Raw genomic sequence first — 21,587 nt, forward strand, 5'->3', positions numbered from 1 at the left:
CCTATTTTAGCAAATGAGCGCTTTCATGACAAGTCCGTCTGCAACATTCGCATGCCGATTACGTCTGACATCATACAATAACATTCATGAATAACCAGTTGAGGTGATTATGATGATACAGAAACTGTTGTTTGCCTTCGCGCTAACCGCACTCTTAATAGGGTGTGCAGCTAATGGCGGCAATATCAATTCCAATGAGAACGAGCCGACAACAAGCCCAACTAGCCCGGCAGTCAGCGAGACCGAGGCTCCAAACCCCACCTATGCAACAACCCATGAAGCCGCAGATGCTGTTGTTCAAGTGCTTAAGAACAAAGATCTAACGATGCTTGCTTCGCTCGTTCATCCGGTCAAAGGGCTGCTATTCTCTCCTTACGCCCATATTGATCAAGCATCCGCGCTCACCTTTCAGGCAGATGCTCTGCCTGCACTGACCGATACGACCATTCATACTTGGGGTGCTTATGACGGCTCCGGCGAACCGATCGCACTCACCTTCGAGCAATATTACGATAAGTTTGTCTATGACAAACCGTTCATCGAGACAGAGAACGTCGGCGAAGACGAGATTATCGGCCAAGGCAATACGCTCGTCAATATAAAGGATGTATTCCCTGAAAGCTACACGGTTGATTATCATTTCAGCGGCTTCGATGCCCAGTATGAAGGCATGGATTGGGAGAGCCTTATCCTTGTGCTCGAGCAATATGAAGGCGCTTGGTATGTGAGCGCAATCGTTCATTCGCAGTGGACGATCTAAGGTAGAAAGAAACGGCTGGCTTAATGGGGCCCCCCCTCTAAGCCAGCCGTTCTTCTTTTATTGCGATTGCAGAAATTTCTCCAATTCATCTGTCTTATATGTCTTGTAAACCAATTTCTCATTATCAAATACGAGAAAGGCCGGGAACGACTTAAGCTCGAACTCGTCCTTTATATCGACGAGTTCATTTGCTTTCGGATCATATTCCATCAAGGAAAGCCCCCCTTGTAAGGCGGTATGGAGTTCTTGCTCCATGTTGCTGTCATCATATCGATCACCGGCAGCTTGCCCGTTTACGAGAACGGTATAAAGCTGGTTATTGCCTTGAGCAATTAAGCCCATACGCTTATACTTCTCTTGATTGGTCATCTCCATGACAACAACCTCATCGATCTTTTCATTGCTTGGATCTGGCGGATAGATCCGCACTTTTTGGCCGCTTTTTAAGGTTGCAAGCTCGACTTTCTCTCCTGATTCGTTGCGAACGACAGTGCTGCTCGTCTGCTTGCCGTGATACACCATTCCCCAATCATTCCGAACCGGACCTTTATCATTCCGATGGGCCCACTCCGAGATGTCGACGATGACCTTTCCTTGTTCGTGATCCACTCTTGAAAAGTGGCCAATTAAGACATTATCCTTATATCCGCCTTGTCCTCCTCCGCAGCCTGCCGAAAACAAGGCAAGCACGATCAATAACATGGCGGCAACAGCATAGCGGCCCCCGATTAATCGCTTCATTGCAATCCCCCTCTATTTTCCATATTAGACGGGGCGCAATCTCTATAGGTTGCTTCATCGATCAATAAACTTGCTTATCTCGTCATTGACCTCATTCCGCTGCTCCCACATCAATCCATGACCGCTGTTATACAGCCAGATTAAGCGTGAGTTGGCAATCCCCTCATGCAGCGCTTCTGCCAGCGGCGGCTTGCTAATCTCGTCATGGATGCCTTGCAGGATCAAAGTAGGTACTTTAATCCAAGGCAGATCGCCGAACAATACCTCGTCCCTTAACGACTCCAGCACCGCTGCTGTCGAGTAACCCGCTGCCTGGAGATTCATCTGAAAAAACCAATCCGCGAGCGGCTCGCCGACATTCTGGTAAAAGAACATATAAGTGAGATCCTGCAGCATACGCGGTCGATTATTATACGTCGCATCGATAAGCTTATTCACATCAGCCTTCTCCAGCCCATACGGAAAATTCGGACGACGCGTGAAGCTAGGTGCGGCGGCGGCGAGCAGTACGAGCTTCTTCACGCCGTACCCTTGGTAACGCGCCATATAACGGATCGCAATCGCTCCGCCAACCGAATGTGCGACCATCACGAAGCTCCGCAGCCCAAGCGCTTCGACGACACAGCGAATATCGTCCGCCAGCCGATCGTAGCCATACCCGTCCCACGGCTTGTCGGATTGACCGAAGCCGCGAAGGTCGATACCGATACAACGATAGCCCATTGCCGGCAGCACATTGAACTGATACTCGAACAGCCTATGGCTAGCCGGCCAGCCATGAATGAAGAAGATCACTTTGCTGCTGGACGGATTCACGTCCTCCACATAGATCTTCACATCCGTCTCCACTTCCACAAAATATCCCATCCCGATTCCTCCCTAGGCTCAATCCTCAATACAATCAGCATACGCATCTTGCCGGCAATGGGTGATGGCCTAATCGTCTATAGCAAACCAAACTCACAATGGATATAATTAACAGTAGGTTTCAGCATATCCATTGTGGGGGGGCTTTTGATAAAAAAATGAGTAAGACAACCTATGATCAGTTTGTCGAGCAAGTTATCCGCTATCGCATATTTCCATTCTCCGATCTCGTAGCTGGATATCCTTCACTTACCGCTGCAACAGCCGATAATGAATGGCATACAGGCACAGAGCTCGACCCCTGGCTATGGCGCATACGCATTGTGAAGGATGGTTATGCGGCGTACGGGAAGTTTTTCGGTACGAAGGCCTCCTTCATTCATGTCGATGCCTTTCCGCTCGTTCGGTTGTTACTATCGGGTGGAATTTCGGTAGAAGAGAGGTATCGGGACGGGCTATTATCGACACATGCCTATAGGCTGTACGAGCTTATCCGTGAGGCAGGCAACATAGATACAAGGCAATTACGGAAAGCAGCCAGGCTTGATGCGAAGGAGCAGAAGAAGGATTACGAGTCCGCGCTCGTTCAACTCCAGAACTTCGGAGACATTGTCATTACCGGAGCGAAAGAAAGCGATCATGACGGAGGCTGGAGCAGCATGTGCTACGAAACGTCAGACTATTGGCTCGAGCAGCTTCAGGACAAGCTTCCGCTAGCGGATCCATCAATCGAGCAGGCCAAAGAGCGGATTCAAGCAAGTCTTCGCGAGTTATGTACGACGGACAAGTCGTATAGCTATTTTGCCAAAAAACTTAAACTAAACGCCTAAGTCCGCGGACTTAGGCGTTTCATCATTCCATCTATGATCACCGCCAGCATAATGCCAATGCTATATCTGACTAAATCAACAAACAGAAATCCGTGGCCAAGGACCAAAGTGCCAATGGTCGTATCTCTGATCTCATTGATCCAATCCGCTTGATAGAGCTGGCTGAACTCGATGCCGAAACAAATGGCTGCGCTTATGACGACCGCCCATCCTACCCTCTTGTTCACCCACAAGCATCGAACGCCGCAATAGATCATGCACGCCCACAGCCCGTCTCCAAAATGGTCCGATACAAATGGAGGAAACGCAGCCGAATAACGTCTTACACAAAGACCCGCAGCAATTAGAAAGAGAATAGCTGCTCCATAATAGAGTCTAGCTTTCATCGTCCTCGTTATCGTCTAACAGCTCTTTAATGAACGCCTCAGCGCCGGCCTCTGTAATCTCGTATGTGATTTTATCGATCGTGCCATCCCTCTTGACGAAAAAATTAGTCGGGATAGCCGTTATCATGTACTGTGCGGACACCGTGCCATCCTCATCAAGCAAAGCAGGCATTTGAATGTCGTACGCATCCAAAAACGCTTGTGCCTCCTCTACCGTATCTTCCGTCGTGACGTTCACGGATATGATCTCGACCTCATCCTTATACTTCGCATAGACGCGGTTTAGTGACTCTGCCTCGTCATGGCAGCCCGGACACCATGAAGCCCAGAAGTTAATCAGTTTCGGCTTTCCTGACGATGCGGATACTCGTGTTGTATTGCCATTCATATCCGCCAATTCAAAGTCGATCATACGGTTGCCGTATTGTTCCGACATCACGGTCTCAAGCGGTGCAGACTGCAACACGAACCGAAATACCAGAAACACGCCAACGACAATACCCGTCGTTACGAGCAAGCCCGCGATCGCCGAGAGCAGCTTTTTCTTCGTCACCTTTAGCGGCCTCCGCCTCTTATCGATTTTTGTTCAGTACGACATACTGTACGGAATGATCCTGCACGCTAATAAACTTGACTAGCAACGAAATTTTGTTGTCTTCGTTAAGGTTGCGCCAATAAAATTCAGCCGTTTCTTCGATTGAATCAAAAATCGGCACCTCCATAGGTTCGCCAAGGAAAGGCCGCAATACGCCTTGCTCCTCCGCTCTATAGGTATGTATGCAATGCCCTATTCCAGGCGTAAAGGAACTATAGTGATAGAAATTGCGGATACAGACGGACGGATCATTGTTATTCGACTTTAAGATCGATAAGCTGTAACGGCGCTCATGAGTGTCGATTACACCTGAAATGCGAGGCGTGTAATGCGGCGGGTCGGGCTCGTACTGTCTCTCTTTTAACGCATCCTCAAAAGATATCCCTTGCGTAAATCCGTCATATAACGTGTCCGTCTGATCACCATTCGATACGATATGCTGCTCGCCGCAAACCCGAATCGGGTAATAGATGATCAACGAGGGGTCCTCGAGCTTCGCCGGATCATAAGCCGCGTTCCTCACATTCTGTCCATGAAGCTCAAACACACGGTTGCGGCTATTGTCGCTTCTTCCCATGATCCAATAGATTTGCGCGTAATACTCTTCCGAAGGTGTCATGCCAATTGCTAGCGTTCTTCCGGGATAAGGATTTGCAAAAAGCTGCTGTTCGAACAAAGTCATTCCGGCCTTCCACCTTTGTATGTTTTTTATAATTTAATTATCATAGCTTTACTTTGGACAAGGTGAAACGGCTAACGCCATCCTTTGGCGGCGAGGCGCGTTTCATTCCGGAGAAATATAAGCAAAGTATAAGTATTCCATTTTATGGCTTTCTTATATTTCTAAAAGAAATACCGCCTTCTAGTAGACGGTATCTCCTGCTCGCTATTGGTTATGCTGCAAATAAATTTCTACAAAACGCGCCGCTGGCACAGGAGGGCTGTAAATGTAGCCTTGTACGGCATCGCAATTATGCTCGCGAATAATGCTGAGTTCCTCTTGCGTCTCGACGCCTTCGGTTACAACCTTCAGGTTCAAGTTATGGGCAATGACGATCAATGACTTGAATATCATCTGCTTCTTGAAGTCCGATACGATGTCGCTAATGAACGATTTGTCGAGTTTCAGCGTATGCAATGGTATATTTTGAAGATAGCTTAGCGACGAATAACCGGTGCCAAAATCGTCCAGCGACAGCTTCACTCCAAGGTTCTGGAGCTCATGCAGCACTTTGAGCGTATGCTCCGCATTGTCCATGAAGATCGATTCGGTTATTTCCAACTCAATCTGCCCCGGCCTGATGCCGGCATTGGAAATAATGCGTTCGATCGTATGGACGATATGCTTTTGCTGGAATTGCAGCATCGACATATTTACGCTGACGGACATGTCCGTCATCCCCATCCGCTCCCATTCGCGGATTTGCTGGCAAGCTGTATGCAGAACCCATTCCCCAAGCGGAATGATGAAGCCTGTTTTCTCCGCAATCGGGATAAAGTCCAGCGGCGACACCATGCCGAATTCCGGGTGCTTCCACCTGATGAGCGCCTCTGCGCCGTAAATCCGGCCCGTCGTCATCTCAATTTTCGGCTGATAGAAGAGGGTGAACTCTCCTTTCTCGAGTGCCTTATACAGGCTGTTCTCGAGCATAAGCTCTTTCTTCGGCACATCGTTCATGGACGGCGAGTACATTTTCGAAGTGTTTCGTTCCTTCTTCGCCACGTACATGGCAATATCCGCTTCTTTCACAAGCTGATCGCCAATCTCTATTCCCAGCTCGCTCTTAATACTCATCCCAATGCTCGCCGTAATGTAGAACATCCGCTCATTAATGACGATTTGCTCGGCAATTGCCGACAGTACGTCGTCAGCCAGCATTAGCGTCCGATGCAGATGACTGACATCCTCCAGCAGAGCAATGAACTCGTCGCCGCCGAAGCGAAACACTTTGCCTTGCGTCCCTACCGCTTGGACGATCCGATCGGCAATCTGCTTCAACAGCTTATCGCCGCTTCCATAATCGAGTGTATCGTTAATGACCTTGAAACGGTCCAAATCGATAAACAGCAGAACAAAATGTCCTTGGCGAGGTATGCCGGATAATATTAGATTTTCAATATAACGATGATAGGCGTTGCGATTCGGCAGGCTGGTCAGCAGATCATGTGTCGCCTGGTATTCGATCAACTGCTCCGCCTCAATGCGGTGATCAATCATTTTGTTGAACTGGTGCGCCATATATTCGAACTCGTCATTCGATTGGATGTCAAGCTTATGGTCCATAATGCCCGCCGCAACAGCGCTCGTTACATGAATGACCTTGCGGATGTTTTCCAATATAATGATACGGACCAAAAAAATAATAATCACAGACACCAGGAAAAGAGCAACAATGGAAATAAGAATGGAATCGGCTAAGCTTTTTTTGAAATCGGCCAGCATATTATTTTTTGGAATAATCGTTTCGAAATGCCACAGCTGATCCTTGATCGGAATGGGATAAAACAATCTGAATACTTTCCCTGTCTGTTCAGAATCATCTGTATAATACAGCTCCGGCTTATCGCTTCTCAGCAGCTCGTTCCCGTCTTCGCCTGGCCATGTTATGTAAGGCTTCATCACAAGTTCGGAATTGCGTCCGTTAGCAAGATATCGATTGTCTGATGTAATAATACTCACATAGCCGCCAAGCGGATGGATCTTCTCGATCTGCGCCTGAACTTCCTCAAGCGAATAATCGGCGCCAACCATTCCTAGAAATTCGCCTTGATCGTCCAAAATCGGCAACACCAGTGAAGTCATTGGAAGCTGCCTGCCTTCTACTTCATACATAAAAGGCTCAATAATTGAAAACCGTTTCGTTTGTTTCGGAATTTGATAAAATGCGCCTTCGACCTCGTCCTCGTAGTTATGAACAGGAAGTACTGCAATTTCATCTCCCATGCGAACGGCATAAGGGATGAACCTTCCGGTCTCGTCGTCATAGCTTAGCCGGTTTCGATGCAGCCCGTCCTGACCATCGAATGCATCGGTTTCCCATAATGTATATACGCCAAGCACATTCGTATGCTCCTCCAGCACCTTCTGCAGCACTTGGACAACACTTTCACGATTTTGCGTTTGATCCTGTCGCATCTGCGTCATCATTGTTCTTAATGTTTGGAGCATCGCAATCGTCTCATCGATTTCCTTCGTGAACTGATGGGAGTAAGCCATAGACTCGGTCTGTGCGAGCAGCTCGCTCTCTTTAAGATTCGTATCGTAAAGCTTGCCAAGATGGACCGAAACCAATATGCCGAATGATAGGAGTATAAGCATCCCTAAGGATATGACAAGCTTCTGGGCGATGCTTAAGCGAAACTTCCTCATTACTCTATCAGCCCCTCCATGTTGGACAAGCATAAATCGACGTAATATGTCAAAATATGATATGGGTCTAGTATACTTGACAAAATATAGTCATTACAATGCTATTTGTATAAGTTTACATGTAAAATAATCGACAAAAAGCGCCACCGCTAGCGTGTCACATGTTTCTGCATCTATACACGCAAAAAGAACCGTTAAGCAAGCAAATCGCTTGCCTAACGGTTCTTCATTATTAGCCAGCAACAGAACTTATTTCCTCTCGCCTCAGCAATTATGGCTGCTACTTGGCTTCTTCGACCTGCTGCTTCTGTTCCTGCTCTTGCACTTGCTCCCCATCTTGCTCATGAATATGCCAGCCGCCGGAAGGCTGCTCGCCATGGCCTCTGCCTCTGCCGCCGTGGAGCTTGTACAATTCTTCGCGCAGCTGCTCTTCGCTCTTGCCGTAAGTCTTAATTCCGTGCTTGGCGGCAATATCCCGAAGATGCTCCAGTCTTCTCGCTTTATGCTCAGCCTTATAGGCTTCCCATTTGTCCTTATTGGACGTCTTCGCAACCTCAAGCTCCTGCTTAAGCTGCTGCGCCGTCTTGCCCGATGTGTCAATGCCGAAGTATTGCGCCATCTCTTTCAGGCGCTCAAGGCGATGTGCCTCGAAATCTTTGCGCGTCATATGCCCATGATGATGCTCCTGCTTCGCGTCTCCCGGCGTTTGCGCTTGCTGCTCAGAGATGTTAGCCTCCGGAATTTCTGCTGCCCAGACACAGACAGGGGCTGCGAACAATAGAGCAGATAAAGCTAGCGCCGGTATGAACCATTTTGCTGACATGTATGCCACTCCTTCATCCTATAGAATCGTGATGCTCAAGAGGATGCCGTCCTCTATTGGATTATTTTGCCCATGCACGACGTCCTATAGACATGAAAATGGCATTATTCGACAAAATCAGCTGGGTATCTGCTCGTAGCTAATTCTCCGATTGCTGATCTCGCCCCTGTTCCTCCAGCTTCTTCAGCTGGCGCAGCAGCCAGTCCTTCTCGAAGTGCTCGCCAATGAATACGGCAACATCATTCACCTTGCCCTGCGGCTCGATTCGCATGAAATCCGATTCCCGATATGCGTATTGGAACAAAAAGCGGCTTGGCGCGTCTGTGAACGTGACGATACCTTTTGCCCGGTAAATATTGTCCGGCAGCTGTTGAAGAAGTTCTTCGAATGCCTCGCTGCTGATCGGACTTTGCCAATAATGGGTCACGACCATGACATGATCATGCGAATGGTGATGGGCATGTTCGTGGCGGTGTTCATCGTTATGTTCGTGGAGATGTCCGCGTTCGTTGGCTTCGTTACTCGGCTTGGATGGACGGATTGTTTCTGCTCCGGACGTGCTCATCGCCCGCTCCAGCCAGCTCCAATCGTCGATTGCGCAGCGAACGGTCGCCGTTGCAGGCACATGCGGATTCAAGTCACCCAGCAGCTGCTGGGCTTCGACTAGCTGCTCCGGATCAAGCTTGTCCGCCTTGTTGAGCAGCAGAACGGTAGCGCACCGGATCTGCTCCTGCATCAGCTTGAACGTGCGCCCCTTGCCGCTGCGCGAGCGCGCAAGCAGCTCCGGTCCGTCTACGACCGTTATGACCGATCGCAGATCGATCGGCTTGTAAAGCGCTGCTTCCGTTACGCCGTCAAGCGTCTCCATCGGATTCGCCGCTCCCGTCGATTCGATGAATATAACGTCAGGCCGATGCTCGTCAATGAGCATGCTGATCTCCACGCCAAGATCACCGCGGATTGAGCAACAGATACAGCCGCTCAGCATCTCCGCCATCGGCACCTCCTCGCCTAGCAGTTGGCCGTCGAGATTCGTATCGCCAAGCTCATTCATAATAACGGCAGGCTTCAAGCCCTGCTCTTTATAATAATCAAGCATTCTAGTTAGCAGCGTGGTCTTGCCGCTGCCAAGAAATCCAGACAGCAAATGTACTGGAATAAGACGTTCATGCTGTTCCATATAGGCATACTCCCGTTTCCGTTGTGTAATCGGTAATTCTGTCTTTTACGTCATCTATTATATCGTAATTATTACGTTTGTTCATCCTCAGGGGAAATCCGACCTTACTTTTTTTTAGCCATTCTAACTTTTTGTTTGATTTCTGAATGCGACGGTAGTACCATATGATCGAAGGAAGGCATGAAAGGCAGGAATCGAATGGAATCCATATCGCAGGAGCTACTATTTCTAACGGAATTGGCACAAGGCATAACTGCCCAATTCGGAGACAATTGCGAGGTCGTTGTCCATGATTGGTCGAAGCCGGTCGACAGCACGATTGTCGTTATCGAGAACGGTCATGTTACGAGCCGCAAGGTCGGCGATCCCGGCACGAATCTTGGACTTGAGATTATGCGCGGCACCGCAGCCGGCGATAACCGCCACAACTATGTCACGCAGACGAAGGACGGACGATTGCTCCGCTCCACCTCGATGTATATTAAAAATAATGAAGGAACGATTATAGGCGCTCTGTGCATCAACTTCGACATTACCGATCTCATGATTGCCGAGAAGACGCTGCAGTCGCTTACCGCCAGCGGTCTAGCGCCCGTTCGCGAATCGTTCGTCAGCAACGTCGGCGATCTGCTCGATACGCTCATTCAGGAGACCCAAGAAACGATCGGAAGACCGGCAGCGGTAATGAGCAAGGAGGACAAGATCAGATTTATTCAACTGTTGGATCAGAAGGGCGCGTTTCTCATTAAGAAGTCGGGCGAGAAAGTATGCAGTTACTTGGGCATATCGAAATATACATTGTACAGCTACTTGGATGAATCCAAGCAAAACGATTCCGAAGGAGAGCTGACGTAGATGAGCGAGATTGAGGCAGAGGGCAAGCTTGGCTGCGGCATTGATGAACTTGAGACGCCATGCATCGTCATCGAGAACAGCCGAATTGACGCCAATATAGAATCGATGGCGCAAGCAGCATCCCGCCGCGGCGTGGCGCTTCGGCCGCATGCGAAGACGCATAAGCTGCCGGAGCTGGCGCTGAGGCAGCTAGCGGCTGGAGCGAAGGGCATCACCGTCGCCAAAGTCTCCGAAGCCGAAGTGATGGCCGCAGGCGGGATTCGAGATATATTCATCGCTTATTCGCTGGTCGGGGCGAGGAAGATCGAACGTGCGATAGAGCTTAGCCATGCTGGCGTGCGCATCATCGTGGCGGTTGACAGCTTGGATGGAGCAATGCGCCTATCCGAGGCGGCAGTCGCGAAGGGCTCGGTGCTGGAGGTCCGGATGGAAATCGACACCGGCCTGCACCGTACAGGCGTAAGCGCAGACGCCGCCGTAGCGCTGGCTAAGCAGATCGATGCGCTTGGCGGCATTCGCTTGAGCGGCATCTTCACTTACCGGGGCGCGATGCTTGGCGGCGCCTCGACGCTCGATCTGCAGGCGGCCGGACATGAGGAAGGCCGCCTTATGAGCGAAGCTGCGCAGCTGCTTCGCGACGCAGGCATCGCGATCGAGGACGTCAGCGTCGGTTCGACGCCGACCGCGATCTACGCGGCCGAGATCGAAGGCGTGACCGAGATTCGTCCGGGCACTTATATTTATCAAGACCGGATGCAAGCCGCCTTCGGCGTATGCTCGCTTGATGATTGCGCCGCGACCGTGCATGCTACGGTCGTCAGCCGTCCAGCCGACGATCTAATCATCGTCGACGGAGGCAGCAAGACGTTCGCGACCGATGTGCAGCCCGGCAATGCGCCGCTCTTTCTCAAAGGCTTCGCCCACATAGTCGGCGATCCGGGCGCTGTCCTTGTGCGAATGAATGAAGAGCACGGCATGATATCCGTGCATCCAAGCAGCGCTTATCGCGTCGGCGATCGGCTAACCCTAATTCCTAACCATATTTGCAGCACCGTCAACCTGCACAATTCGGTATACATCGTAGATGCCGACGGCCAGCCTCGCAAAGTTCCCGTGGCCGCCCGAGGTATGCTCGAATAATGAAGAGCTTTATCTACCTACTATGTACTATATCAAAGGAGTTGTCCCCAAATGTCCATTATTGATCAAAAGCTTGCCGAGCTCGGCATTACGCTGCCAGAAGCAGCGGCGCCCAAGTTCTCCTATATTCCGGTTAACCAAACCGGCAACCTCATCTATACGTCCGGCTTCGATTGTCGCATTAACGGCATTCTTATGTATGAAGGCAAGGTCGGTTCGGATCTAACGATTGAGCAAGGCCAAGAGGCGGCACGCCAAGTCGTTATCAATCTGCTTGCCGCTATGAAGGCTTACCTCGGCGATCTTGACCGCGTCGTGAAGATTGTCAAAATTCTCGGTTTCGTCAACAGCGCGCCGGGCTTTGGCGATCAGCCCTACGTCATGAACGGCGCTTCCGATCTGCTTATTGAGGTGTTCGGCGAGAACGGCCGTCACGCCCGCTCCGCGATTGGGACGAGTGACCTTCCGTTTCATACGCCTGTTGAAATCGAGCTGATCGCCGAGATTCGCGATTAAGCCTACTATTCGGCTCGGCAAGACACTTCATGGCATGGCAAAACCCCCAGTCGACTGGGGGTTTTTATTTTCGGAATATCAAACTTATAAGTTTGATCCTGCCATTAAATAGCGGATACGCATTTATACTGATTAGCAAGCAAGCGTTGGTTTACTAAAACAGGCAAGCACGGGATATAATTACAAGCAGAATGAAAAGTACAAGTATAATTCCTAAGCCCGAGAATGCGCCGCCGACTCCAGTTCCGCAAGGTCCAGTTCCAACACCTGCAACAGGGTAAGATGGTGCACAGTGTCCAGTGTTTGCACCTGCTACTCCATAGCTCATTTGTTCATCTCCTTTTTCTTAAGGTACAGTATCCTATGTATAAACGTACAATCGGTATAGGCGATTATATAAATTGTGCGTTTGCTCATTTTTGCCTGGAGCCCACACCTAGAGCCAATCATCCTCGCGCCAGTCCACTTTCATGCTCATTTAGATGGTCCAGTGCCCTTCTTCTCCCCCTTGCTGAACATTCCTTTCGCATAAATCCAACCAAGCAAGAGCAGCGGCAGCACCACACAAAAGGTTATATCGAACCACGCCCAATAATGATAAAGGATGTAGTAATAGGTCGTCGTATTTGGCATCACCATGGTTGAAAACACAAGTATGATCATCCCAAGCGGTATCGTCAGCATATTGCTTTCCTTCAATCGCAGCAGCTCGGCAATGCCTTGCACCAAAGCGTAGAAAAATAGCAGTGTTTTAAAATAGACCGTAATGATCCAAATGAATGCCAATACGGCCTCCATTCGCTCCAAAAAATTGCCGATCGTTAGCTTTTGCGCAAGCACGAAGGTCGGATAAAATTTGGTTACCATCAAATTAGGGCCAAGCACATACACGCAAAGCAGCATCGTAATGATCAGCACTGCAGCGCTGATGACAAATCCGGTCATAATGGGCCTCATCTTGTTCGCGCCGATAACGCGGGGAGCGATCATCAGTAAAACAATCATCTCTGTAAAACCGACGGTATAGGGCTGCCTCATGCCATTAATTACTGGAATAAGGCCTTTCGCCATTATTGGTTTCAGGTTATCTGTCTCAATCTGAGGCAGCAGGAGTACCACAAGAAACAAGAAGAACAGCACGAAGATTGGGAAAAGCAGCTCTCCCATTCGGGCGAAAGCTTCCACCCCATAGCGGTATGCAATAATGACGACTGTCATGAACAATATGATGACCGCGTTAGCAGGTGTTTCCGGAATCATCTGCGTCGTCATGAACTGGCTCATCTCGCTTGTTAACGTCACATGACAGAAAAAAAAGTAGAACAGAAACAACAGACCAACCACACTTCCGAACCAAACGCCAAGCGACTTCTGTACGTAATGAATAAGTCCGTCTCCTTGGAGCTTATTCGCAATCGCAACATAGAGAAGAGCCGTCGCGAAGCCCGGTACAAAACTTATCAGCATCGATATCCATGCGTCTTGCCCTGCAAGCTTGGCGGTAAGCGTCGGAATGATGAGGATGGAGTCGCCTATAGAACCGAACGCAATTAAGATCGCGAATTGACGCATTGATATTTTCGCATTATTGTATTTGCTCATCGCGATTCCCCTCCCATCCTCATTCGTCTGCCACTTCTGCTTACGCTATTTAAAAGGTTTATATACGATCTCCAAAATAGCATAAGGATTAGGAAGCTTCACTTCCATTACCAGTGCGCTATAAAGAGCCGTTGCCGTCAGAAGCAGTACGATATATACGAACAGTTCCCGTTTCCTGCTCTTCCGCACAAGGGGAGGGATGTCCAGCAAGGCAACGACTGCTGCCAGCGCAATTACCCCGATTAACGATGACATGCTCCGTCTCCCTCCCGTGTTACTGCGTTAACTACTCTAATACATCGTTGTGTTGCTCGTCGTGCCCAGCTTACGAATATGAGATTCAACGTGGTATTGAACCTTCAGGCCCGGAAACCATTCTTCATTCCATTCTTTCATAATTGGCTTCCAAAACTGCGGATGCTGCCTGCCTAGCGTACTGCCGAATCCAAAAATATCAGACTTTAGCTTTTGCGCCTTTTTAATAGAAGCTTCGGCATTGTTCTGGATGACCACCTTAATTTCTTCGTTCAGCTCTTGAATGGTCGCGGGATCCTCTAAATCAATGTTTTTACACATACGGTCCACGATATTAGCTTCTGTTCTAATTTGGATATGCGCCTCCGGCTGCCCATTTTTTATTTCCATTTTAATTTTGGAGTTGGAAGACGTGACTTCAATCCCAATATAGCTATTCTCTCCGCAAGGCAGTTCGATTGAGGTGCTTTTCAATTTACCGCTAATATCGGTGAAGCCTTTACTCTCCTGCTCATTCAACCAACCGATTAGCTTATCTGTCTTAAACACGGCAATGCCGGTATATCGAAATCGGGTAGAAGGCATATAAGTCTCAACATTTTGTTTGCTCGAGGCTTTCTTCTTGGTGCCTACAAGCTGAATGCCGGTTACAGCCAGCTCCTCGCCATGCGTAGATAATTTATTTAATAGATCGTCGAGGTTGACCGATACCGTAGGCGCCCAGGACTTCTCCGACGTCTGCAAAGAATGAAGCATGTTCTGGGTCGGCAGCCTCTCTAGCGGTGTGAATAGCTTCAATAAATCCTGTGCCTTCATTCCTTTCGCAATAATGAGGTTGGAGTCCATTCGAAGCTCGTTATCCCGCAAAGAGTTGTCAATAAAATTGCTGATTCCCATTCTCGCAAGCTCCTCGCCAATGACGTAGATTTGCAAATGCCCCATATATACCTTGCGCGGTGCTTCAGCAGTTAAAGAGCGCGCCGCTTCGAATAACGTCTTTCCCTTAGACTGGTAGAGTGTCATCGGGGGGCGCTCGCCACCCTTGGGCATCGTCGAAATTTCGCTAGGATTGACGACCTGGAAAGAAACAAGAAATTCGCCATCCTCCCAGTCTAATCCGATACCTAACACGATCATTAACTCATTTAGCTCACGTCTGCTCCAGCAGCCGGACAGCATCAGCACGCATAGCAAGAGCAGAAGCGTCTTCTGTATTCGTTCGCGTATAGTTGACATTGCATCACGCCTCCTCAGGTTCGCCGCTTCAGTCTAACCCGGTTGCCCGACTGCGCGCTGCCAGGTCGATTAGAAGTAAGCCAACGAGGCATGCGAATCAGTGTATCCCGATTATCTGCGGTCGAAAAAGGCGTGAATGGGGCCATGAACGGTTCGCCAAAAGAACGCAACGAGCACAAATGCAGGATTAAGACGAACAAGCCCATAATAATACCAAACAAACCAAAGCTTGCAGCCACCCCCATAAATAGAAAACGCAGCATTCGAATAGGAATTGACATCGTATAAGCCGGCAGTGTAAAGGTCGAGATGGCCGTGACTGATACGACAATGACCATTGCCGCAGATACAATGCCAGCCTCCACCGCCGCCTGGCCGATTACGAGCGTGCCAACGACAGAGACGGCTTGGCCGATCGCCCTTGGCATCCGGAGCCCTGCCTCCCGCAAGATCTCAAATGTAAGCTCCATCGCAAGCGCCTCGATAAACGCCGGGAAAGGTACGCCCTCCCTCTGTGCAGCTAAGCTTATAAGCAGAGAAGTTGGCAACATATCGCGATGAAACGTCGTAATCGCAATATACATTGATGGGAACAACAGCGAGATGAATACGCTGATGAAGCGCAGCAGCCTAAGCATGCTCGCATAGCTCCAGCGCTGGTAGTAGTCCTCAGTCGATTGGAAAAACGTAACGAGCTGAGCCGGCACGACGAGCGCATTCGGTGTCCCGTCGACCATAATCGCTACTTTCCCTTCCAGCAATGCGCCCGCTACGCTATCCGGCAGCTCCGTATTATAGACTGTAGGGAACAACGAGAATTTGGCATCCTCAATAAGCTCCTCAATATATCCGCCCTCGAGAATACCGTCTATGTCGATCGTCCTTAGACGTCTGCGTGCTTCTGCAACGACCGATGGCTTGGCAATCCCGTTCAAATATAGAAGCGTCACATCCGTCTTTGTCACGCGTCCGATCGTAATCGTCTCCAGCCATAATCTCGGATCCTTGATTTTCCGGCGAACGAGCGACGTGTTGGTGCGCAGTGTCTCCGTGAAGCTCTCCCTCGGTCCACGGATGGACGTCTGGTTCGTCGATTCGGTAACGTCTCTTCCCTTCCACTGCCGAATGTCGGCGCGATACGCTTCGTTGCTGCCATCGAGCAGGATGATCGCTTCTCCAGAGAGCAGGTTGCGATATAGATTGGCCATATCTGGAACGGGATGGATCGAACCGATTCCTTGGAGCAACGACTGTGCCAGCCCTTTTTTGTTCGCAGCAGCTTCAGCTTCAGGTTCGCTGTTACTGTCATTGGAGCTTTGATTGGGCGATATGCTGAACTTCAATACGTCAAAAATATAACTATTAATAATGGCGCTATCCGCCATCCCATCCATATAGACGACTGCAGCTGCGATCTTCTCGCTGCCTTCGTATCGAATTTCACGCAGTACGAGATCATCGCTGCCGCCCAACTCGCTCCAAACCCGCTCCATGTTGACCTTAACATCGGGATCAATCGGCTTGTCGCTATGCTCGTGAGGCGGATATGGCTCGAAAGAGTTTTTTTCATTATCAGAGCTCGTGGACGATTTTGCGCGAGAAGAAAACATGGGACGCATAGGGCGCTTTGGCATAATGTACCGACTCCGATTCTCATGATGGTCTTTTACCCATTATGACCATCAGGGCTTACGGATAAACGGCTTCGACAGTGGATGTCGCTAAGGATTGTGATGGATGCGGCAATAGTTCGATTTTGTCAAACTAATTTTGAGTAATAGGGGATTAATCGGGTTTAACAGCATTTAGTCGAACTAAATTGGAGGTTTTGCTTAAAAGACTCGAAAAGTTCAATTTAGTTTTACGAAAGGACACTAAATCGATTCCGGGAGTTGAAGAATTGAAAATAACGTCCCAAAAGGGCGCTATAGTAGTTCTCCTTCGTGATGAGCGGCGTACTTCCCTACTCGTTAGGTTGGTGAATGCTAATGTAGGGAAGCAGCACGCAAAGATTGAATATTTCTCGAGGCGGCGCTCATGCTTGTTCAGATTAGACCTTTGCGGTGAATAATGGTAAGGAGTCGGTAGAAATCCTCCGACCCCTCATCGGGTTTATGAATAAGGCCAGCGCCTACAGCAGAATCCACTGCCGCTTGCGCCCAAGCCGGTATGTTCATTCTTTGTTTGTTTTCTAGATAGACAACGCGTTCTGCCAAATGGGTGACCGTCGTCTTGAGACTTTCCAGTAACGCTTTCTCTTCCTTCGTCATCGTCTCTCCCCCTGAATCTAATTGTGTCAGCTCGGCGGCTACCTGCTGCTTGAATTGCAGCCAGCCTGTCCATTTTCCTTTGTCGTACATAAGCCTAGGACATATTTTGCCCGACCAGTCAAAATGCCTGCGAAGCCGGTCGATTCCCCAGCCTCGCTCAGCTAATAGCTTAGCGATGAGTTCAGCTGCATGGTCTAGCGTCTGCGCGTAGTTACCGCTCTCGCATATTTCGACAGAGATCGAAGTCCGGTTACCGCTCGCCGGCACGCTGCCATCACCTGCGTGCCAGCTATTCTCAGAGAGCGGGATGCACTCGATCGCTTGATGCTCGTCAATGACAATGTGATAAGAAGCGGTTCGGCTATTCGTAGGATTTGTTAGCCAGTCTCTCTCATTTCTAGCGGTACTCGTTGGATTGCCCGTATTGTGCACCGTAATCGTCGTTGGTTGCAGCATCGGATGCGCCGGTCTGCGATTGAAAGGCGTGGAGAGCGGGATGTGATCGACAACGTAGTTAACCATTCCCATTCTTCGTCTCTCCCTTGTCGCTCAGTTGGGCTAAGAACTGCTTGAGCTTGCCGGGAAGCGGCACGCCGATCGTACCGAGATTCTCGATAACGGATAGCCCTTCCCGACCCGCGTAGAAATAGACAGCCGCCGTGCGAAAGATCGGAACGCCTGGCTGCACCCAATCATCCATCAACGCGGCAAGCCCGATCACGAACAACACCGTAATCTTGCGAACACCGCCCCAGAACATGACTTCGCTGTCGATTAGCTTCGTCTTAATTGCACCAAGTACGCCAGTGACGTAGTCAACTAGCATGAGCAGCAACAATACTTGCAGCGCTTTGTCCCAGCCGCCTAGCCAGCCGGAAACAATAACGCCCGCGGCAGCGATGGAGCTGCTGAGGGCGGTTTCTTTGCCGCCTGTTCCGATTGCGGCAATCAATATCGTTGACAATGCTTCTTTCAGTTGATTCATTACCTTACTCCCCCTTTCTAAATAAAGAAAGCCCCGCGTGAGCGGAGCTTCTATATTCCTATTCGAACTTAAACACTATCATCGGCTGTCAAAATGGCTTCTACTTCCTCCCGTTTACCTACTGGTACATCCCCAATAGTCTTCAATCCTTTGCGAATTAACGTTGCATATATCGTCGCCATCTAATCACTCACCTCCAAGGCAAATACGGTTTCTAAAACTTCCAAACGTGTCGTTAAGGATTCGATCGTTGCTTGCTGTTCAATGACAAGGCCGTAAGCTTCGGTTAAAGCTAACATCGTATCAAGGCTCTCCTGTTCACGTTGAGCATTATTTCTAACGCTCGTCTCGTATGCCTCAGCCAAAGCTAACATCGTTGCAATATTGTCATTTTCAAGTCTATCTACATTCTGCTCTGTCGATTCCAAGACAAGAGGTAGATCTGTAGATTCTTCCGCGATTTCCTGCTCCGTCTTCTCGCGAATCGTCTCGCCGTCTAGCTTATAGGCGTTCGCGTTCGCACTGAATGTCTGCCACTCTTCGAACGTAATCGGGAGCGCTGCTTCCGGAATATTTCCACGGTGTATCTCGTCAACATAAAAAGCCGCTATATTACCCGACTCATTAAAATCGGCGTAATACTGCGACTTCTGCTGAAGTTCATAATTATTTGGTTCGCTCATATTCGTCTCCTCTCCTACCATCCGATTGTGATCCAATTCACGTTTGAACTGGCACTCGACCTCACGCTAAAGCTCGTAAGCCCCGCCGCGTTGACAGTTGCGTATATCCCCGTCGTGCCTGTGGCTGTCGCCGACACGGAAAATACCGAGTTTGGAAACGCGATTGGCAGCGTTACGGTGGATAGCGTAGTTGTCGCGGCTGCTACACCCCATTGTATGATTACACCGCTAGGGAGCTTTTGATAACCGTTTCCTGTGAGGCTTAGCGCTGCGTTTCCGTCATGCCAAACCTTATTAGTGCCACCGCTACCTGCGTATGCCTCGCCTGTGTCTAAATTCACACGAAAAACCTCGCCTAGATTGGCGTTATCCACGTTGTTTCGACCTTTAACTACTAACGCGTTTTCGTATGCGTGGATGCTCGCGGCCTTTGACCCTATCTCCGTATCCCATAAGTAAAACGTCGGACGCGCTCGTTTTACCCCTTGATCCTCCGAGAACAAATTTGCCGTAGACATTTTTGCCGTTCGTCCGTCCATAACTCCGGCGAGCGCCCGCTGCAGCTCGGCAAGCGCGCTATATGCGGTAGCTGCGTACGTAATCGTCATTGATTGCGCCGGAATGTTCGCGACGGGAGCTACGACGTGATTGTCACCGGACTCGATAACAAGTGCGCCGGACGTTGGCACTTCTTCATAAACGGAGTCTGCGAGCTGATAATGAACTTGGTACGGAGTAAACCCTTGATCATTCGCGGTTGTTGGCAAAGTCTGTATTGCGCTACCGCTTACTGACCCAAAATTGTCCGAACCGATACCGAAATAGATTTTAGCCCAACCCTTAGATCCTGTTCCGTTGTACGGAACGTTCGGCGCGCCGCCCCAAAGAAACATACGCCAACCGTTAAAATACGCTTTGATCTCGGCGGCGGTCGGTTCGTACGACTCCCCCCACCCGGAATCTGCGTCGGCTATGGTAATATACAGGGAGCTATCGGACGCCCGTACTATCGATTGATCCGCCGCTGTCGCCGTTCCCGTCCTTAGCAAGACCTTACCGTCGTACTTCGTTACCGTTCCCTTATAATCGATCGGCGTAGCAATCAACACCTTTGCGGACTTATATCCCGTAGCGTCTGCATTCCAAACCCACGCGAGCGAACCGTCGAGAACCAACTTTTCGACGCGCTTACGCTTTACCGCCTTACCATCGATATAACGAACATCGTCTGATACGGTCCCGTCCGGCAATCCATGTAAGCGTGTATGGAACGTTAACGTCGACTTAACCTGCGGTTTATGCGTTTGCGAAACGGTGCCTTTAACTAGCATCGGATTGGAAAAAGTAAACGTACCGACCAAATTTCCGTTTGATACAAATACGCGCATTGTTTCCGCACCTGCTGGAACGGTTACGGTGAGGTTTTGCGCTGCGCTCCATCCGGTCGGAGATGAGATTGATACGCCGCCCGCCGTGAAGTCGATTGCTGTACGCCCCGTGTGCGTTACGCTGTACGTATACGTCTCTCCGGCCTTAACGGTCATTTCGTGCCACATATTCACGCCCGCCGTTGAACTGGCGACTATTGTAGCGTTATACACGGAGGGAACTATGCCCGCCGCTCTGTTCGTCCACTCGTTAAACGGCGGGAGCAAATTGTCCTGTATGCTCGTAACCGACGGATTAACGACGGAGTTTAGTCCGGTTCCCGTCCATGGATACTTTACGAGCAACTGGTCGCGCGTTAGAGCTGCGTCTGCTGCCGGAAGTGGAAAAATGGCGACTTCCCGAATGTCCGTTTTAAAACCGTTAGAGGCTGTCGCTGACGAATAGATTGACATTGCCGTTACGCGGGCGTTAGCCCAATTATCAATAAGAGATTGTGTAACGGTTATAACGCCCGCGAGTTGATACCACGTACCTAGAACGGGAGAGGCCACGGCCTGTGCTGTGTACTGCAGTACGTTGTCATAGATAACGAGTTGAAGCGAAGTAGGCGCGCCGCTCACTTGCCGCATATATGCCCGCAAAAATATCTTATCGCCTACTATTGGAGTAGCGAGCGAGACATTTCGCGCAATTTGTGGATTTGTTATCGTTCCGTTACCAGTAACCGTTATAACGTTACCGGCCGCCGCAAGCGTACCGCTACCGAACCCATTCCACCCGCTTGTCGACGAGAAATTCCCATAAAATCCGAGACCGTTAACCTGTGAGCGTCCGTCAATACGAGGGAACGCGAATGCCGCCGCCTTTCCGCCTAGTACCGTTTGCGCACCTTGTACAAGCGGAATCGTCGTGTTTAGCTCCGCCTCTTGAGCGTCGAGGCGTGCCGTCACTGGTGCGACTGCTGCGGATGCCTTCGCTTGCGCTCCCGCCTGCGTTTCGGCGACTGTTTCGAGAGTATCTAGATTTTCGTTATATCCCGCACGACTAAAGACTTCATTCCCTAGCGGTTTCTTTAAACCAATTCGCGGAGTAATATCCGGCATT

General features: G+C 49.8%; 22 protein-coding genes. 5 read left to right on the top strand and 17 right to left on the bottom strand.

The genetic code is table 11. The features are described from left to right. The first annotated feature begins 112 nt into the window (after positions 1–112). Positions 113–760 (top strand): hypothetical protein, encoded by a 648-nt coding sequence (locus V8F51_RS14060; RefSeq protein WP_337100908.1) that lies wholly within the window; start codon positions 113–115, stop codon positions 758–760. Between the two features lie 57 nt (positions 761–817). On the opposite strand, the gene V8F51_RS14065 is transcribed toward V8F51_RS14060, so the two are convergent. Further along, on the bottom strand, positions 818–1,501 hold the full coding sequence (locus V8F51_RS14065; protein ID WP_337100909.1) for a hypothetical protein: 684 nt from the start codon (positions 1,499–1,501) through the stop codon (positions 818–820). A 54-nt stretch (positions 1,502–1,555) separates the two neighbouring features. Beyond that, positions 1,556–2,368 carry an alpha/beta fold hydrolase gene (locus tag V8F51_RS14070; RefSeq protein ID WP_337100910.1) on the bottom strand — a complete coding sequence of 271 codons (813 nt, stop codon included), beginning with the start codon at positions 2,366–2,368 and terminating at the stop codon, positions 1,556–1,558. 158 nt (positions 2,369–2,526) lie between these two features. Between V8F51_RS14070 and V8F51_RS14075 the strand changes: the two genes are divergently transcribed. Next, on the top strand, positions 2,527–3,198 hold the full coding sequence (locus V8F51_RS14075; protein WP_337100911.1) for an AlkZ-related protein: 672 nt from the start codon (positions 2,527–2,529) through the stop codon (positions 3,196–3,198). On the opposite strand, the gene V8F51_RS14080 is transcribed toward V8F51_RS14075, so the two are convergent. The 6 genes from V8F51_RS14080 to V8F51_RS14105 form a co-directional block, all read right to left on the bottom strand. Then, positions 3,195–3,584 carry a ribosomal maturation YjgA family protein gene (locus tag V8F51_RS14080; RefSeq protein ID WP_337100912.1) on the bottom strand — a complete coding sequence of 130 codons (390 nt, stop codon included), beginning with the start codon at positions 3,582–3,584 and terminating at the stop codon, positions 3,195–3,197. The genes V8F51_RS14075 and V8F51_RS14080 overlap by 4 nt on opposite strands. Then, positions 3,574–4,137, bottom strand: coding sequence for a TlpA family protein disulfide reductase (locus V8F51_RS14085; protein ID WP_337100913.1), 564 nt, complete (start codon positions 4,135–4,137; stop codon positions 3,574–3,576). Before V8F51_RS14085 ends, V8F51_RS14080 begins: the two co-directional genes overlap by 11 nt. Before the next feature lie 19 nt (positions 4,138–4,156). Further along, positions 4,157–4,861 (bottom strand): IMP cyclohydrolase, encoded by a 705-nt coding sequence (locus tag V8F51_RS14090; protein WP_337100914.1) that lies wholly within the window; start codon positions 4,859–4,861, stop codon positions 4,157–4,159. A 204-nt stretch (positions 4,862–5,065) separates the two neighbouring features. Continuing rightward, positions 5,066–7,549 (bottom strand): EAL domain-containing protein, encoded by a 2,484-nt coding sequence (locus tag V8F51_RS14095; protein WP_337100915.1) that lies wholly within the window; start codon positions 7,547–7,549, stop codon positions 5,066–5,068. A 280-nt stretch (positions 7,550–7,829) separates the two neighbouring features. Further along, positions 7,830–8,372 (bottom strand): hypothetical protein, encoded by a 543-nt coding sequence (locus V8F51_RS14100; protein WP_337100916.1) that lies wholly within the window; start codon positions 8,370–8,372, stop codon positions 7,830–7,832. A 139-nt stretch (positions 8,373–8,511) separates the two neighbouring features. Then, positions 8,512–9,552, bottom strand: coding sequence for a CobW family GTP-binding protein (locus V8F51_RS14105; RefSeq protein ID WP_337100917.1), 1,041 nt, complete (start codon positions 9,550–9,552; stop codon positions 8,512–8,514). Positions 9,553–9,750: 198 nt separating this feature from the next. Here V8F51_RS14105 and V8F51_RS14110 point away from each other — a divergent pair, with 198 nt between their 5' ends. Genes V8F51_RS14110 through V8F51_RS14120 form a run of 3 tightly spaced genes read left to right on the top strand, consistent with a single transcriptional unit; the run spans position 9,751 to position 12,063 of the window. Then, the gene (locus V8F51_RS14110) at positions 9,751–10,407 is read left to right on the top strand and encodes a helix-turn-helix transcriptional regulator (RefSeq protein WP_337100918.1); all 657 of its coding nucleotides are present in this window, start codon (positions 9,751–9,753) and stop codon (positions 10,405–10,407) included. Beyond that, positions 10,408–11,547, top strand: a complete 1,140-nt coding sequence (locus V8F51_RS14115; protein WP_337100919.1) for an alanine racemase — start codon at positions 10,408–10,410, stop codon at positions 11,545–11,547. A 51-nt stretch (positions 11,548–11,598) separates the two neighbouring features. Continuing rightward, complete coding sequence (locus V8F51_RS14120) at positions 11,599–12,063, top strand: RidA family protein (protein ID WP_337100920.1); 465 nt, start codon at positions 11,599–11,601, stop codon at positions 12,061–12,063. Positions 12,064–12,537: 474 nt separating this feature from the next. Here the strand turns inward: V8F51_RS14120 and V8F51_RS14125 are convergent, their stop codons facing one another. The 9 genes from V8F51_RS14125 to V8F51_RS14165 all read right to left on the bottom strand — a co-directional run bounded on the left by V8F51_RS14125 (position 12,538) and on the right by V8F51_RS14165 (position 21,586). Further along, entirely contained in the window at positions 12,538–13,665 is a 1,128-nt protein-coding gene (locus V8F51_RS14125; RefSeq protein ID WP_337100921.1) for a GerAB/ArcD/ProY family transporter, read from the bottom strand. A gap of 45 nt (positions 13,666–13,710) precedes the next feature. Beyond that, positions 13,711–13,920 carry a hypothetical protein gene (locus tag V8F51_RS14130; protein ID WP_337100922.1) on the bottom strand — a complete coding sequence of 70 codons (210 nt, stop codon included), beginning with the start codon at positions 13,918–13,920 and terminating at the stop codon, positions 13,711–13,713. Positions 13,921–13,956: 36 nt separating this feature from the next. Continuing rightward, the gene (locus tag V8F51_RS14135) at positions 13,957–15,156 is read right to left on the bottom strand and encodes a Ger(x)C family spore germination protein (RefSeq protein WP_337100923.1); all 1,200 of its coding nucleotides are present in this window, start codon (positions 15,154–15,156) and stop codon (positions 13,957–13,959) included. Positions 15,157–15,170: 14 nt separating this feature from the next. Next, the gene (locus V8F51_RS14140) at positions 15,171–16,790 is read right to left on the bottom strand and encodes a spore germination protein (RefSeq protein WP_337100924.1); all 1,620 of its coding nucleotides are present in this window, start codon (positions 16,788–16,790) and stop codon (positions 15,171–15,173) included. A gap of 411 nt (positions 16,791–17,201) precedes the next feature. Continuing rightward, positions 17,202–17,954, bottom strand: a complete 753-nt coding sequence (locus V8F51_RS14145) for a peptidoglycan recognition protein family protein (RefSeq protein ID WP_337100925.1) — start codon at positions 17,952–17,954, stop codon at positions 17,202–17,204. Then, complete coding sequence (locus V8F51_RS14150) at positions 17,941–18,411, bottom strand: phage holin family protein (RefSeq protein WP_337100926.1); 471 nt, start codon at positions 18,409–18,411, stop codon at positions 17,941–17,943. The genes V8F51_RS14145 and V8F51_RS14150 overlap by 14 nt, the downstream gene beginning before the upstream one ends. Positions 18,412–18,479: 68 nt before the next feature. Beyond that, a complete protein-coding gene (locus V8F51_RS14155) occupies positions 18,480–18,593 on the bottom strand; it encodes a CD1375 family protein (protein WP_337100927.1) in 114 nt (37 codons plus the stop codon). After that, positions 18,594–19,094, bottom strand: coding sequence for a hypothetical protein (locus V8F51_RS14160; RefSeq protein ID WP_337100928.1), 501 nt, complete (start codon positions 19,092–19,094; stop codon positions 18,594–18,596). Between the two features lie 14 nt (positions 19,095–19,108). Continuing rightward, positions 19,109–21,586, bottom strand: a complete 2,478-nt coding sequence (locus tag V8F51_RS14165) for a gp53-like domain-containing protein (RefSeq protein ID WP_337100929.1) — start codon at positions 21,584–21,586, stop codon at positions 19,109–19,111. Position 21,587 lies beyond the last annotated feature (1 nt).

Origin of the sequence: Paenibacillus sp. YIM B09110 (assembly GCF_037167145.1) — a bacterium.
GTDB lineage: Bacteria > Bacillota > Bacilli > Paenibacillales > Paenibacillaceae > Pristimantibacillus.